Genomic DNA, 14,413 nt, shown 5'->3' with positions numbered 1-14,413 from the left:
TTATGGTTGCCTCCACAGATCTGCCCCAGGATTCGCTGCCACAGACCGGCATCGTGCTCGCGGCCACGCCGCTGGGCAACGTCGCGGACGCGAGCGAGCGGCTGCGCACGCTGCTCGAGCGCGCGGACGTAATCGCGGCGGAGGATACCCGGCGGACTCGCGCGCTGGCCGCGGCGCTGGGGGTCGAGCCGCGCGGCAAGATCGTCTCCAACTTTGACCACAACGAGGACGCGCGCACCGAGGAGCTGCTCCGGGACGCGCGGGCCGGGGTCGTGCTGGTGGTCACCGACGCGGGCATGCCGCTGGTCTCCGACCCAGGCCACTCCATTGTCGCCGCCGCGCACGACGCGGGCGTTCCCGTGACCTGCCTGCCAGGGCCGAGCGCGGTGACCACGGCGCTTGCCCTGTCCGGCCTGAGCGTGGGGCATTTTCTTTTCGACGGCTTCGCGCCCCGCAAGCCCGGCGCCCAGGAAACCTGGCTGCGCTCGCTGGTGGGGCAGGAGCGCGCCGTGTGCTTCTTCGAGTCCCCACACCGCATCGCCGCGACCCTGTCGCGCGCGGCCGAGATCTTGGGCGCCGACCGCCACGCCGCGGTGTGCCGCGAGCTGACCAAGACGTACGAGGAGGTCAAGCGCGGCACGCTGGGGGAGCTCGCCGCGTGGGCCGAGGAAGGCGTGCGCGGGGAGATCACCGTCGTTATCGAGGGCGGCACCAGGGCGGAGGAGAACCCCGAGGACCTGGTGGGACTCGTCCTCGAGCGGGTCGATGCGGGTGAGCGGATGAAGGACGCGTGCAAGGCCGTGGCCAAGGCGCACGGCGTGAAGACGGGCGACCTCTATAATGCGGCCCTTGCCGCGCGCGCGGACTAGACTGAGGACTAGACACAGAAGTACGCAGCGATAATGTCCCTTTACCAGATCCGAGTAAACATTGCGCTCGGTTCGTGCTGAGACTATTTATCAGATACCCTGCAAAGGTCATACGAGTTTTTCGATACTTGAGGAGTGATTGATGTCTCGGCGTGAGACTGGCTTGGATCCGCACGATCCGGGCGCAGAACCGCGGACTGCAGATCCGCAAATTGAGAACAACTCCACCGACCCCGCGCCGTCCGCGGCTGGTGAGCTCGTCTCGCTGCTGCAGGCCGATAGCGCCGGCGAACGTGGCAACTACCAGGACCCCGAAGAGCAGATCGAGCGCCAGGCCGATTCGGAAAACGCACCCGTGGACTGGGGCATTATCGCTCCGCTCGCCGTCATTATCGTCGCGATCGTGGGGTGGGGCCTGCTCGCCCCCGAGAGCTTCTCCGGCTTCGCCGACGCTGCCTTTGGCTGGGTCATCAACAATCTGGGCTGGGCCTTCGTGCTCGGCGGCACCGCCTTCGTGGTCTTCGTGCTGGTCATCGCCTGCTCGAACTTCGGCACCATCCGCCTGGGCTCCGCCGACGAGCGGCCCGAGTTTAAGACGACATCCTGGATCGCCATGATGTTCGCCGCGGGCATGGGTATCGGCCTGATGTTCTACGGCGCCTCCGAGCCGCTGGCCATGTACCGCGACGGCGTGCCGGGCCACGAGCCGCACGAGGTGGGCACCGCGATGTCGCAGACCATGTTCCACTGGACCCTGCACCCGTGGGCGGTCTACGCCATCATGGGTCTCGCAATTGCGTACTCCACCTTCCGTCTCGGCCGCAAGCAGCTGCTGTCCAGCGCGTTCATCCCGCTGATCGGCCAGAAGGCCGCGGACGGCCCGCTGGGCAAGCTCATTGACGGCTTTGCCATCTTTGCCACCATCTTCGGTACCGCCTGCTCCCTGGGCTTGGGCGCGATGCAGATCAGCTCCGGCCTCGAGGCATCCGGCTTTGTCCACGACCCGTCGAACGGCCTCATCATCGGCATTGTCGCCGTGCTGACGCTCGCGTTCCTGCTCTCCGCCATGTCCGGCGTGTCCAAGGGCATCCAGTGGCTGTCTAACACCAACATGGTGATCGCCGCGCTGCTGGCAATCTTCGTGTTCGTCTTCGGCCCGACCGTCGTACAGCTCAACCTGCTGCCGACGTCTGTCGGCACCTACCTGCAGAACTTCTTCGAGATGGCAGGCCGCACCGCCGAGAGTGCTGACGGCGAGGCTGGCGACTTCCTGTCCAGCTGGACCATCTTCTACTGGGCATGGTGGATCTCCTGGTCCCCGTTCGTGGGCACCTTCCTGGCTCGCATCTCCCGCGGCCGCACCATCCGCGAGTTCTGCCTGGGCGTCCTGCTCGTACCGTCCGGCCTGTCCACCGTGTGGTTCGCCATCTTCGGCGGCACCGCCATCCACATGGAGCAGACCGGCGAGTCCATCTACGCAGACGGCTCCTCGGAGCAGCAGCTGTTCAACCTGCTGCACTCCCTGCCAGGTGGCGTGGTGATGGGCGTGTTCGCGCTGCTGCTGCTCGCCACCTTCTTCATCACCTCGGCGGACTCCGCCTCCACCGTCATGGCATCCATGACCCAGAACGGCAAGTCCGACGCGAAGCCGTGGATCGCCGCGATGTGGGGTCTGGCCACCGCAGCCGTCGGCCTCACCCTGCTGATCTCCGGTGGCTCGGACGCGCTGAACTCGCTGCAGTCCGTGACCATCGTCGCGGCAACCCCGTTCCTGCTTATCCTCATCGCGCTGATGTTCGCGATTGTGAAGGATCTGTCCAACGACACGATCTACCTGGATAAGAAGGAGCAGGAGCGCTTCTCCCGCCAGCTGGCCATCGAGCGCCGCATGCACCGCGATCAGCGCGAGCTGAACGCGCGCAAGGCACAGGTCAAGCGCGCCTTCACGGGCAAGCGCAAGTAGCGCTCGCTCGCTTCTCGACGCCACCGCGTCACCGTCCCCAGCACCCCACCAGCCGGGTGCTGGGGATTTTTCATGCCCTGATTCGACCGGGCACGCGCGTTGATTATGCTAAACACCATGACTTCACCTGAGACCCCTACGGCCCCTGAGAACGTTCTTGTGTGCGTGGCCTGGCCCTACGCCAATGGCCCGCGCCACATCGGCCACGTCGCTGGCTTCGGCGTGCCCTCCGACGTGTTTGCCCGCTACCAGCGAATGCGCGGCAAGAATGTGCTCATGGTCTCCGGTACTGATGAGCACGGCACCCCGCTCCTGGTCCAGGCGGACAAAGAGGGCGTGACTGTGAAGGAGCTGGCGGACCGCTACAACGAGCAAATCGTCCACGACCTTGCTGGTCTGGGCCTGTCCTACGACCTGTTCACCCGCACCACCACGCGCAACCACTACGCGGTGGTCCAGGAGCTGTTCAAGGGCCTCTACGCCAACGGCTACATGGTCAAGGAGACCACCAAGGGCGCGATCTCCCCGTCGACAGGCCGCACCTTGCCGGACCGCTACATCGAGGGCACCTGCCCAATCTGCGGCGCCGACGACGCCCGCGGCGACCAGTGCGACACCTGCGGCAACCAGCTCGACCCGGCCGACCTGATCAACCCGGTCTCCAAGATCAACGGGGAAACTCCGGAGTTTATCGAGACCGAGCACTTCATGCTGGACCTGCCCGCCATGCACGACGCGCTCGCGTCGTGGCTGGAGACCCGGCAGGACTGGCGCCCGAACGTGCTCAAGTTCTCGCTCAACCTGCTCGAGGACATGCGCCCGCGCGCGATGACGCGCGACATCGACTGGGGGATCCCGATCCCGGTGGAGGACTGGCAGGACAACCCGTCGAAGAAGCTCTACGTCTGGTTCGACGCGGTCATCGGCTACCTGTCTGCCTCCATCGAGTGGGCCGCGCGCACCGGCGACCCGGAGGCGTGGAAAACCTTCTGGCAGGACCCGGCCACCGAGGGCTACTACTTCATGGGCAAGGACAACATCACCTTCCACTCCCAGATTTGGCCCGCCGAGCTGCTCGGCTACGCCGGTAAGGGGGCGAAGGGCGGCGAGTCCCACGCGCTCGGCGAGCTCAACCTGCCCACTGAGGTTGTCTCCTCCGAGTTCCTCACCATGTCCGGCTCTAAGTTCTCGTCCTCCAAGGGCGTGGTCATCTACGTCAAGGACTTCCTCAAGGAGTTCGGCCCGGACCCGCTGCGCTACTTCATCGCGGTAGCCGGCCCCGAGAACAATGACACGGACTTCACCTGGGACGAGTTTGTCCGCCGCGTGAACAACGAGCTCGCGAACGGTTGGGGCAACCTGGTCAACCGCACCGTGTCCATGGCGCACAAGAACTTCGGTGCCGTGCCCACCCCGGGACACCTCGACGACGCGGACCGCGCCATCCTGGACCTGGCCGAGCAGACCTTCGCCACCGCCGGCGAGGACCTGTCCAAGGCGCACTTCAAGGCGGCGATTACGAAGGTCATGCACGTCGTCGGCGAGGCGAACGCCTACATCGCGGACCAGGAGCCGTGGAAGCTGGCAAAGGATGACACGCAGCGTGAGCGCCTGGCCACCGTCCTGTGGACCGCCCTGCAGGTGGTCTCTGACTGCAACGCAATGCTCACCCCGTTCCTGCCGCACACCGCGCAGAAGGTCCACGAGACCCTCGGCCGCTCCGGCGTGTGGGCCGCGGAGCCGCGCATCGAGGAGATCACCGACGACGCTGACTACGACCTCATCGGCGTCGGGCTGCCGGAGAAGGGGCAGACGTACCTGACCATCACCGGCGATTACACCAGCCAGCAGGCGGTGTGGCAGCGCGTGGACATCGAGGCCGGCACTGAGCTTGCCAAGCCGAAGCCGCTGGTGGCCAAGCTGGATCCGGAGCTGGGGCAGACGGGCCCCGAGTGGGCGCCCGTCCAGTAGCAGGGTGACCGAGCAACGACCGCGGAAGCGCTCGCTGGAATTCGGCGGGCGCACGCGCACCTGGGTCGAGATCCCCGGCGGGGACACCGGCACACTGATACTGTTTTTGCACGGCTCGCGCCAGTCGGGCAACGTCGCACGCAACTTCACGGACCGCACCTTCGAGTCGCTTGGACACACTGTCATCTACCCGGACGGGGTGGGCCGCCACTTCAACGACCTGCGCCGCGGCTTCCGTGAGTCGGCCCGCACGCTCGGCGTCGACGACGTCGGCTTCCTCACCGCGCTCCTGGCGCGTTACCCCCACGAGCGCGTCATCGGCTGCGGATTCTCCAACGGGGGCCAGATGCTCATCCGCATGCTTACCGACGCCCCCGCCACCCTCCACGCAGCCGCCCTCTTCGGGGCATCCATGCCCACCGAGGAGAACACGCTTCCCCCGCGTGACCCTTCGCGAGCATGGCACCCGACCCCGATCCTGTGCGTGCAGGGGACCGCAGACCCGCTCGTCCCGTACGAGGGAGGCATGGCCGGCATCGGCGGCAACAACCGCGGCGTGACCCGCTCGGCGGTCGATTCCGCCGCGTACTTCGCGGCACGCAACGGAGCATCGTTTCGGGGCCGGACGCAGCTGAGCGAGCACATTCACCTCGATACCTGGGACGGGGATGCCCCGGTGCACCTGGCCACCATCGAGGGCTTCGGCCACATGGTGCCGTGCGCGAAGGACCTTGACCCGCGCCTGGGGCCGGGGACGCGCGAGGTGACGGGGGCGGGGCTCGTCGACAAGCTGCTTTGCTAGCGCAGGTGCAGGTAGAGGTCCGTCACGGTATCGGACACGAGCTCCTCGAAGCTGCCCGCGCCGAGCGGCTCGCCGGCGGCCTCGGCCTCGGCGGCGAACTCGCGCCACGCCCCAGAGAGTTCAGTGCGCGGGCCGGTGTGGCGGTGGACAAGCGCCGTCATCGCATCGAAGTGCGCCAGCTCGACGCGGTCGTCGCCGGTGTCGCCCGCGAACGGCTCCACCAGTGGCAGATCCTGCTCGTCCACCACAAAGCCGACGCCGACGTCGAAGGTGCCGTGAGGTTCGGACAAGATGTAGGCGCGCGCGGCCCCTGGCTCGGCGCCGGTGGAGATGAGGAACTCGCGCAGGTTGGGCAGAGCCTGGCCGGTCAGCGCGGCCATCTCGGTGGGGCTGACGGTGTCGCGCACAAGGATTGCGGTGTGCGCGGGGACGGTGACGCGATCAAAGGAAGCCATGGGCTTGAACCTAGCAAAGAGCTCACAGGAACTGCTGCACGAAGGCGGTGAGCTTGCCGGGCTCGGCGTCCTCGAAGCGGGCGTCCACGATCACCATGGGGGCGGCGTACTTCGGCTCGGCGGTATCGATGTCGCGGGCGACGACGAGGTCGGTGCCGTAGTCGTCGAAAAGCAATTGCCACGCAAAGCCGTGGTCGCGCACGAGCGCGGCCCCAAGCGCTGCGCCGAAGATGCGGGCGGTCTCGCCGCGCGGGTAGCCGCGGCGCACGTCCTCGGGGAGCCGGTGGTAGTACCCGAGCGTGTGCTCGAAGCTCTTCACCACCGCGTCGACGTCGCCGTTGATGCCACGGCCGGCGGCCTCGGCCAGGTCGCGGTCGAGCTGGGTGCGGGTCTGCGGGTCCAAATCTTGGAATGCCATAGGCTCTACTGTATGAGCAAAAAGAAGCCACGCCCCACACCAGTGCCCGCAGAGCGCGTCGCCAAGCTTATCGACGCCCACACCCACCTCGCCTCCGCCGGCGCCCGCACCCGCGACGAGGTCGATGCGATGGTGGCCCGCGCCGTGGACGCGGGCGTCGAGCGGATGTGCACCGTCGGCGACGGGCTGGACGAGGCCGAGCTCGCGCTGGCCGCGGCCCACGCGAACGAGCGCGTGTTCGCCGCCTGCGCGATCCACCCGACCCGCGCGCACGAGCTCGACGCGCCCACGAGAGACCGCCTGCGCGAAATGGTCCAGGACGAGCGCTGCGTGGCGGTGGGGGAGACCGGCATCGATACGTACTGGCTCAAGCACGACGCGGACGGCACCGCCCCGCTGGACGTGCAGGAGGAGGCGCTGCGTTTCCACATCGACCTGGCGGTGGAGAGCGGGAAGGCGCTCATGATTCATAACCGCGAGGGCGACGCCGAGCTCATGCGCATCCTGGCGGACGCGCCAGCCCCGCGCGAGGTGATGCTGCACTGCTTCTCCTCGCCGGTGGAGGTGGCGCGCGAGGCAATCGAGCGCGGCTACGTGCTGAGCTTCGCGGGCAACGTGACGTTCAAGCGCAACGAGGGCATGCGGGAGGCGGCGGCGCTCGCGCCGGCCGGCCAGCTGCTCATTGAGACGGATGCTCCCTACATGACACCGGAGCCGTTCCGGGGCGCGCGCAACGAGCCGTCGCTCATCGGGCACACGGCAAAGGTGGTCGCCGAGGCGCGCGGGATGGCGGTCCAGGCGCTCGCCGAGGAGGTCTCGGCAACGTTTGATCGCGTGTTCAACGTGTGACAAAAGTGGTGCCTGAGGAGGGAGAAGCGCCGAGTGGCGGCACGTTTGCGATAGGGCTGTGGAGTGCGACACGCGCGGAGGTCATAATCTTGTAAACCCCGCGCCGTTACCGTATTGTTACCGCAGTAGTACACGGTCGTATCACAGAAGGAACCATCCCCGCTATGTCCCGCACCACCTCCCGCACCCCCGCTGCACGGCGCGTTGTGGCCAGCACTGTGGCTGGCGCCGCGATCGTCGGCAGCGCCACCGCTGCCGTCGCCGCGCAGAAGGACATCACCGTCGACGTGAACGGTGAGACCACCAACGTCTCCACCTTCTCCGGCGACGTGAACAAGGCCCTCGAGGCCGCCGGCGTGCAGGTGAGCGACAAGGACGTGGTCTACCCGGCGCCGGGCGAGAAGCTGGCCAACGGCGACACCGTCACTGTGCGCACCGCCAAGCCGGTCGCCGTGGTGGTTGACGGCGTGGCGCAGGAGCTGACCTCCACCGCCGCCACCGTGGGCGACCTCATGGATGAGGCAGGCCTGGCGGCCAACGCCGCGACCGACGTGGACCGCGACCAGCCTGTGACCGAGGGGCTGAACGTGGATGTGACCACCCCGAAGATCGTGGCCATCAATGACGGCGGCAACGTCACCTACACCTCCGCCGCCGCGAAGACCGTCGGCGACCTGCTCGCCGAGCGCGGCGTGACCTTCGACTCTAACGACCGCCTCAACGTCGCCCTGGATGCGCCGGTGACCCCGAACATGCAGATCACGCTGGACCGCGTCGAGCTGCTCAAGGACCGCGAGATCATGGACGTGAAGGCCCCGGCCGAGTACGTCGACGACCCGGAGCTCGAGGAGGGCACCGAGGAGGTCCGCAAGGAAGAGGTCCTGGGCGAGAAGCAGGTCGTGCGCCACACCGTCGTGGTCAACGGCGTGCCGGAGGAGACCTTCATCGCGTCCGCGCACGAGACCAAGGAAGCGCGCCCGGCCGTGATCCACCGCGGCACCAAGAGGCCCGCCAAGTCCGAGCAGGGCAACACCGGCGCCGCCGCCCCGTCCGTCGCGGGTGGCTCCGTGTGGGACACCATCGCGCAGTGCGAGTCCGGCGGAAACTGGGCCATCGACACCGGCAACGGTTTCCAAGGCGGCCTGCAGTTCACCCCGAGCACCTGGGCTGGCTTCGGCGGCACCGCCTACGCCCCGAGCGCCAACCAGGCGACCCGCGAGCAGCAGATCGCCGTGGCCGAGAAGGTCCAGGCGGCGCAGGGCTGGGGCGCATGGCCCGCCTGCACCGCCAAGCTGGGCATTGGCTAGTCGCTCCGCGCCCCACCCGGCTGGGTAAGCTGGGTCCCCATGAGCCAATCCCACCTGCTGGGCCCCGTCGAGATCCGCGAGCTCGCCGCTGAGCTGGGCGTCACCCCGACGAAGAAGCTCGGCCAGAACTTCGTGCACGATCCGAACACGGTGCGCCGCATCGCCGCCGCCGCGGAGCTGACCCCGGACGACGTCGTCGTGGAGGTCGGCCCCGGGCTCGGCTCGCTCACCCTCGGTCTGGTGGACACCGCCGCCCACGTCACCGCCTTGGAGATTGATCCGCGGTTGGCGGGCCGGCTGCAGCAGACCGTCGAGAAGCGTGCCCCCGACCACGCCGCGAAGCTGACGGTGACTAACATCGACGCGCTCGCGGTGACCCGCGCCGATCTGGACGTCGCGCCGACCGCGCTGGTGGCAAACCTGCCCTACAACGTTTCCGTGCCGGTCCTGCTGCACCTGCTGGAAGAGTTCCCCACCATCCGCCGCGTGCTGGTGATGGTGCAAAAAGAGGTGGCGGATCGCCTCGCGGCCGCGCCGGGCTCGAAGATCTACGGCGTGCCGAGCGTCAAGGCCGCGTTCTACGGCGACGTTTCGCTCGCCGGCACCATTGGTAAGCACGTCTTCTGGCCCGCGCCGAACATCTCCTCGGGCCTCGTGCGCATCGACGTCACCGCTGATGCCGCGCGCCGCGCCGTGCGCCCCAAGGTCTTCCCGCTTATCGACGCCGCGTTTTCCCAACGCCGCAAAACCCTGCGCTCGACCCTCGCCCAGGTCTACGGCGCCCCCGCGGCCGCCGAGGAGGCGCTCACGGCGGCCGGGATCGACCCCGGACTGCGCGGCGAAAAGTTGGGGGTCGACGACTTCATCCGGCTCGGGGAGGTGCGATGAGCAACGGTGCGCAACGCTTCTCCGCATCCGCCCCCGGCAAGGTCAACCTGCACTTGGGCGTTGGCGAGGCCCGCTCGGACGGCTACCACGACCTGGTCAGCGTCTTCCAGGCGGTGGATCGCCGCGAGACGGTGACGCTGGTCGTGCAGGACGCGCCCCCGGTGTCCACCGGCAGCGTGGTCACCGGTATGACCACCACGTTCGGGGTGCGGCGCCCGGAGGAACACATCGACGCCCCCTTCAACCTGGCCTGGCGCGCCGTGGACGCGTTGGTGGACGAGTACCGCCGCAGCGGCGCGGAGATGGTCACCGCGCTGCCGCCGGTGCACATCGAGGTAGACAAGCAGGTCTTCGTCGCCGGCGGGATGGCCGGCGGCTCCGCCGACGCGGCGGCCGCGCTCGTGGCGGCGAACGCCTACCTCGCCGCATTTGCCGGCAGCGAGCTTGGCCGAGACACGCTTCACCGGCTCGCCGCAGAACTGGGCGCGGACGTCCCATTCTCGCTCATGGGCGGCACCGCGCTCGGCACCGGTCGCGGCGACGAGCTCGTGGAGATGCTCACCCGCGGCAGCACTCACTGGGTGTTCCTCAACCCCAAGGTGGGTATCCCGACTGGGCAGGCGTTCGGCCTGCTCGATGACTTGCGGCACAATGACCCCGCACTCGTCCCGCGCCTGGGCACCGCCACGGTAGCGCGGGCCCTGACGCGGGGCGACGCCCACGAGCTCGGCCGCGCGATGCACAACGACCTCGAGGCGGCCGCCACGACCATGCGCCCGATCCTCGTGGAGATCCTCGCCTTTGCCGGAGCGCTGCCCGGCGTCGCGCGCTCGATGGTGTCGGGTTCCGGGCCGACGATCGCGCTGCTGTGCCGCGACGCCGCCGCGGCCGAGCAGGTGCTGGGACAGGTGCGCGAGCGCTACCCGGACTACGAGTCCTTCGGCGCCACGGGACCTGCGCCGGGGGCACAGGCGGCACAGTAAACTCAGGTTCGTTATGGCGAATCTGATCAATCTGGAAAACGTGTCCAAGACGTGGGGGCTGAAGACCCTGCTGGACGGGGTCTCGCTCGGCGTGCAGACCGGCGACCGCATCGGCATCGTCGGCGTCAACGGCGGCGGTAAGACCACGCTGCTCGAGGTGCTCACCGGCATCGAGCCGCCGGACGCGGGCCGCGTGTCGCACAATTCGGACCTGCGCATGGCGGTGGTGACGCAGCGCTTCGACCTGGACGAGCAGCTCACCGTGGGCCAGGCGGTGGTGGAGCCGCTGGGGTTGCAGACGTTCGAGTGGGCGTCGAATAGCAAGGTGCGCGAAGTCCTCCAGGGCACCGGCGTCGCGGAGCTCGGCCTGGACACCCAGGTGGGCAACCTCTCGGGAGGCGAGCGCCGCCGCGTGAACATCGCCGCCGCGCTCGTGCAGGACCTGGACCTGATCGTGCTCGACGAGCCGACCAACCACCTGGACGTGGAGGGGGTGCAGTGGTTGGCCGAGCACTTGCTCTCGCGCAAGCTCGCCGTGGTGGTGGTCACCCACGACCGCTGGTTTCTCGACACCGTGGCTACCCTGACCTGGGAGGTCCACGACGGCACGGTCGACGTGTACGAGGGCGGCTACAACGACTGGACGTTTGCCCGCGCCGAGCGTGCCCGCCAGGCCGACGCGATTGAGCAGCGCCGGCAAAACCTGGCGCGTAAGGAACTCGCGTGGCTGCGCCGCGGCGCCCCAGCCCGCACCTCCAAGCCCCGCTACCGCATCGAGGCCGCCGAGGCGCTCATCGCGGACGTGCCCGCCCCGCGCGACTCGATCGAGCTCATGGCCTTTTCCAAGCAGCGCCAGGGCAAGGTGGTCATCGAGCTGGAGGACGCGCGCATCGACGCCCCCGACGGCCGGACCCTCGTGGACCACCTCACCTGGCGCCTCGCCCCGGGCGAGCGGATCGGCCTCGTCGGCGTCAACGGCTCCGGCAAGACCACGCTGCTGCGCACCCTCGCCGGCGAGCACACGCTTCACGACGGCAAACGCGTCGAAGGCCAGACCACCCGCATCGGGTGGCTGCGCCAGGAGCTCGACGACCTGGATCCCTCCCGCACCGTCATCGACGCGGTGGAGGACGTGGCCAACTACGTCCACGTGGGCAACAAGGAGATCTCCGCCTCCCAGCTCGCCGAGCGGCTCGGGTTCTCGCCGAAGCGGCAGCGCACCCCGGTGCGCGACCTCTCGGGCGGCGAGCGCCGGCGCCTGCAGCTGACCCGCGTGCTCATGAGCGAGCCGAACGTGCTGCTCCTGGACGAGCCAACCAACGACCTGGACATCGACACCCTCCAGGAGCTGGAAAACTTGCTCGACTCCTGGCCGGGCACGCTCGTGGTGATCTCGCACGACCGCTACCTCATCGAGCGCATCGCGGACGTCACCTACGCCCTGTTCGGCGACGGGAAGCTGACCAACCTGCCGGGCGGGATCCAGCAGTACCTGGACCGACGCGCGGCCACGTCCACGTCGTCGGGTCCCCTGGATTTGGGGGAGAAGGAGCACGGGGGCGTCGAGAAGCAACAGGCCCTGAGCTCGCAGGAGGCGCGAGAGCTGCAGAAAAGGATGAAGGCGCTGGACCGCAAGATTGCGAAGGCGGACGAGCAGATCGCCGCCTTGGAAGGCGAGATTGCTGCGATGTCCGCGCAGGACGCGCCCGACTTCGAGGCGATCGGGGCGAAGACGAGGCAGGTCGGCGAGCTGAAGGACCAGCGCGACGAGCTGGAGATGGAGTGGCTGGAGCTGGGTGAGCAGCTCGAGGGGTAGGGCGCGGTGGCGCGTAAGTCACATGATCGCCTAACATTACGTGGGTCACTTTTCCGCGTATAACGAAATGGGGGTCACCGCAATGGCCACTCAAGAGCAGCAGACCAGAGAAGCCGCGCAAGGCTCCGGCAAGGGGATCGGCGCGATGGTCGGCGCCGTCTTCCTCATGGCGACCTCGTCCATCGGCCCCGGGTTCCTCACCCAAACCTCGGTCTTCACCGTCCAGATGGGCGCAGCGCTCGGCTTTGCCATCTTGCTGTCCATCATCGTGGACATTGCGATCCAGCTGAACGTGTGGCGCGTCCTGGGCATATCCGGGCTGCGTGCCAACGAGCTGGGCAACATCGTGCTGCCGGGCCTGGGCTGGTTCATGGCGGCGCTGGTATTCATCGGCGGGCTGGTCTTCAACATCGGCAACATCGCAGGCACCGGCCTGGGCGTGAACGCCATGCTGGGGCTGGACCCGAAGATCGGCGGCGGCATCTCCGCGGCGATCGCCGTCCTCGTCTTCCTGTCCAAGCGCGCCGGCGTGGCGCTGGACCGCATTGTGGTGGTGCTCGGCGCCATCATGATCCTGCTCATGCTGTACGTGGCGATCGTCTCGCAGCCGCCGGTGGGGGAGGCGCTCAAGCAGACCGTCCTGCCCGAGCGCGTCGACTTCCTCACCATCACCACCCTGATCGGCGGCACCGTCGGTGGCTACATCACCTTCGCCGGCGTCCACCGCCTCATTGACTCCGGTAACTCGGGCCTAGAAAACATCAAGCAGATCACCAGCTCGTCAGTGCTGGGCATCATCGTCATTGGCATCATGCGTGTACTGCTCTTCCTCGCCGTGCTCGGCGTGGTGGCCACCGGCGTGGCGCTGTCCGAGGACAACACCGCGGCGGACGCCTTCTACCAGGCGGCCGGCGAGTTCGGCCTGCGCGCGTTCGGCCTCGTCCTCTTCGCGGCCGGGCTGTCCTCGGTGATCGGCTGCTCCTACACCTCGGTCTCCTTCGTCACCACGCAAGCGACCTCGGAGCGCACCCGCAACCTGCTTACCGTCTCCTTCATCGTGGTGTGCGCGGTGGCGTACCTGCTCATGGGCGCCGCGCCGCAGATGCTGCTCATCTTCGCGGGCGCGTTCAACGGCATCATCCTGCCCATCGGTTTCGCCGTGGTCATGTGGGCCGCGTGGCGCCGCCCGGACCTGCTCAAGGGGTACCGGTACCCGAAGTCGCTGCTCATCATCGGCTTCGTTGTGCTGCTCGGCTCCGTCGTCCTGGGCGTGATGTCCCTGACGAAGCTGGGCGCGCTGTGGGCATAAACCCGGCAGCCATGACTCCGGCGGAGGCGCGCGCCTACTTCCGCGAGCACAACGTCACCACGACCGCAGGCTTCGCGCCGGGCAACGTGCAGGCCAACCTGATCGCGGTGGACAAGCAGCACGCCTTCGATTTCCTGTTGTTCGCGCAGCGCAACCCGAAGCCGTGCCCCGTCATTGGCGTCCTCGAGCCCGGCCAGGTCAGCTCACACCTCATGGAGGGCGGCGACATCCGCACGGACATCCCCGCCTACCGCATCTACCGTCACGGCGAGCTCGTCGAGGAAACCACCGACGCCACCGAGTATTGGACGAAAGACATGGTCGGCTTCCTCATCGGTTGTTCATTCACGTTTGAGCGGGCGCTTCTCGACGCCCACGTCCCCGTCTCCCACATCGCCCAGGGCCGCAACGTGCCCATGTACCGCACGAACCTGCAGTGCGAGCCCGCCGGCGTATTCGCGGGCCCCATGGTGGTGTCCATGCGCCCGATCCCGGCCGGCCAGGTCGCAGACGCGGTGCGCATCACCTCGCGCTACCCGGCGGTGCACGGCGCGCCCGTGCACGTGGGCGACCCCTCCCTGATCGGCATCGAGGACCTCGGGCAGCCCGACTTCGGCGACGCCATCGACATCCCGGCGGGCGCCGTCCCCGTGTTCTGGGCGTGCGGGGTGACCCCGCAGTCCATCGTCATGCACTCGAGGCCGGACCTGGCCATCTGCCACTCGCCGGGCAAGATGCTCATCACGGACGTGCACGACGCCGAGTACCAGGTGCCCTAGCGTC

The 14,413-nt window shown here is 68.0% G+C and carries 13 protein-coding genes; 11 read left to right on the top strand and 2 right to left on the bottom strand.

Annotated elements, in window-relative coordinates; genetic code table 11:
• The first annotated feature begins 2 nt into the window (after positions 1 to 2).
• The 4 genes from rsmI (at position 3) to CKJ84_RS03620 (ending at position 5,605) form a co-directional block, all read left to right on the top strand.
• Positions 3 to 869 (top strand): 16S rRNA (cytidine(1402)-2'-O)-methyltransferase, encoded by an 867-nt coding sequence (gene rsmI / locus CKJ84_RS03635; RefSeq protein WP_095545974.1) that lies wholly within the window; start codon positions 3 to 5, stop codon positions 867 to 869.
• Between the two features lie 142 nt (positions 870 to 1,011).
• A complete protein-coding gene (locus CKJ84_RS03630; protein WP_095545973.1) occupies positions 1,012 to 2,832 on the top strand; it encodes a BCCT family transporter in 1,821 nt (606 codons plus the stop codon).
• Positions 2,833 to 2,949: 117 nt separating this feature from the next.
• Entirely contained in the window at positions 2,950 to 4,803 is a 1,854-nt protein-coding gene (metG, locus tag CKJ84_RS03625; RefSeq protein WP_233125471.1) for a methionine--tRNA ligase, read from the top strand.
• A gap of 4 nt (positions 4,804 to 4,807) precedes the next feature.
• The gene (locus CKJ84_RS03620; protein ID WP_095545971.1) at positions 4,808 to 5,605 is read left to right on the top strand and encodes a PHB depolymerase family esterase; all 798 of its coding nucleotides are present in this window, start codon (positions 4,808 to 4,810) and stop codon (positions 5,603 to 5,605) included.
• Here the strand turns inward: CKJ84_RS03620 and CKJ84_RS03615 are convergent.
• Together CKJ84_RS03615 and CKJ84_RS03610 are read right to left on the bottom strand one after the other, a co-directional pair.
• Positions 5,602 to 6,060: a GyrI-like domain-containing protein gene (locus tag CKJ84_RS03615; RefSeq protein ID WP_095276978.1), complete on the bottom strand. Its 459-nt coding sequence runs from the start codon at positions 6,058 to 6,060 to the stop codon at positions 5,602 to 5,604. The genes CKJ84_RS03620 and CKJ84_RS03615 overlap by 4 nt on opposite strands.
• A 22-nt stretch (positions 6,061 to 6,082) precedes the next feature.
• The gene (locus CKJ84_RS03610; protein ID WP_095276976.1) at positions 6,083 to 6,478 is read right to left on the bottom strand and encodes a DUF3806 domain-containing protein; all 396 of its coding nucleotides are present in this window, start codon (positions 6,476 to 6,478) and stop codon (positions 6,083 to 6,085) included.
• Positions 6,479 to 6,490: 12 nt separating this feature from the next.
• Here CKJ84_RS03610 and CKJ84_RS03605 point away from each other — a divergent pair, with 12 nt between their 5' ends.
• The 7 genes from CKJ84_RS03605 to CKJ84_RS03575 all read left to right on the top strand — a co-directional run bounded on the left by CKJ84_RS03605 (position 6,491) and on the right by CKJ84_RS03575 (position 14,409).
• A complete protein-coding gene (locus CKJ84_RS03605) occupies positions 6,491 to 7,327 on the top strand; it encodes a TatD family hydrolase (protein ID WP_095545970.1) in 837 nt (278 codons plus the stop codon).
• A gap of 164 nt (positions 7,328 to 7,491) precedes the next feature.
• Positions 7,492 to 8,634 carry a resuscitation-promoting factor gene (locus tag CKJ84_RS03600; RefSeq protein WP_095545969.1) on the top strand — a complete coding sequence of 381 codons (1,143 nt, stop codon included), beginning with the start codon at positions 7,492 to 7,494 and terminating at the stop codon, positions 8,632 to 8,634.
• A 39-nt stretch (positions 8,635 to 8,673) separates the two neighbouring features.
• The gene (rsmA, locus tag CKJ84_RS03595) at positions 8,674 to 9,522 is read left to right on the top strand and encodes a 16S rRNA (adenine(1518)-N(6)/adenine(1519)-N(6))-dimethyltransferase RsmA (RefSeq protein ID WP_095545968.1); all 849 of its coding nucleotides are present in this window, start codon (positions 8,674 to 8,676) and stop codon (positions 9,520 to 9,522) included.
• Entirely contained in the window at positions 9,519 to 10,505 is a 987-nt protein-coding gene (locus CKJ84_RS03590) for a 4-(cytidine 5'-diphospho)-2-C-methyl-D-erythritol kinase (protein WP_095545967.1), read from the top strand. Before rsmA ends, CKJ84_RS03590 begins: the two co-directional genes overlap by 4 nt.
• A gap of 13 nt (positions 10,506 to 10,518) precedes the next feature.
• Positions 10,519 to 12,321, top strand: coding sequence for an ABC-F family ATP-binding cassette domain-containing protein (locus CKJ84_RS03585; protein ID WP_095545966.1), 1,803 nt, complete (start codon positions 10,519 to 10,521; stop codon positions 12,319 to 12,321).
• Positions 12,322 to 12,466: 145 nt separating this feature from the next.
• Positions 12,467 to 13,630 (top strand): NRAMP family divalent metal transporter, encoded by a 1,164-nt coding sequence (locus CKJ84_RS03580; RefSeq protein WP_198947128.1) that lies wholly within the window; start codon positions 12,467 to 12,469, stop codon positions 13,628 to 13,630.
• Positions 13,621 to 14,409, top strand: a complete 789-nt coding sequence (locus tag CKJ84_RS03575; RefSeq protein WP_369801151.1) for a putative hydro-lyase — start codon at positions 13,621 to 13,623, stop codon at positions 14,407 to 14,409. The genes CKJ84_RS03580 and CKJ84_RS03575 overlap by 10 nt, the downstream gene beginning before the upstream one ends.
• Positions 14,410 to 14,413 lie beyond the last annotated feature (4 nt).

Origin of the sequence: Corynebacterium sp. NML 120412 (assembly GCF_002285155.1) — a bacterium.
Classification (GTDB): domain Bacteria; phylum Actinomycetota; class Actinomycetes; order Mycobacteriales; family Mycobacteriaceae; genus Corynebacterium; species Corynebacterium gottingense.
Note: the sequence above shows the minus strand (reverse complement) of the source record. Positions and strands in the feature narration are given on the sequence as shown.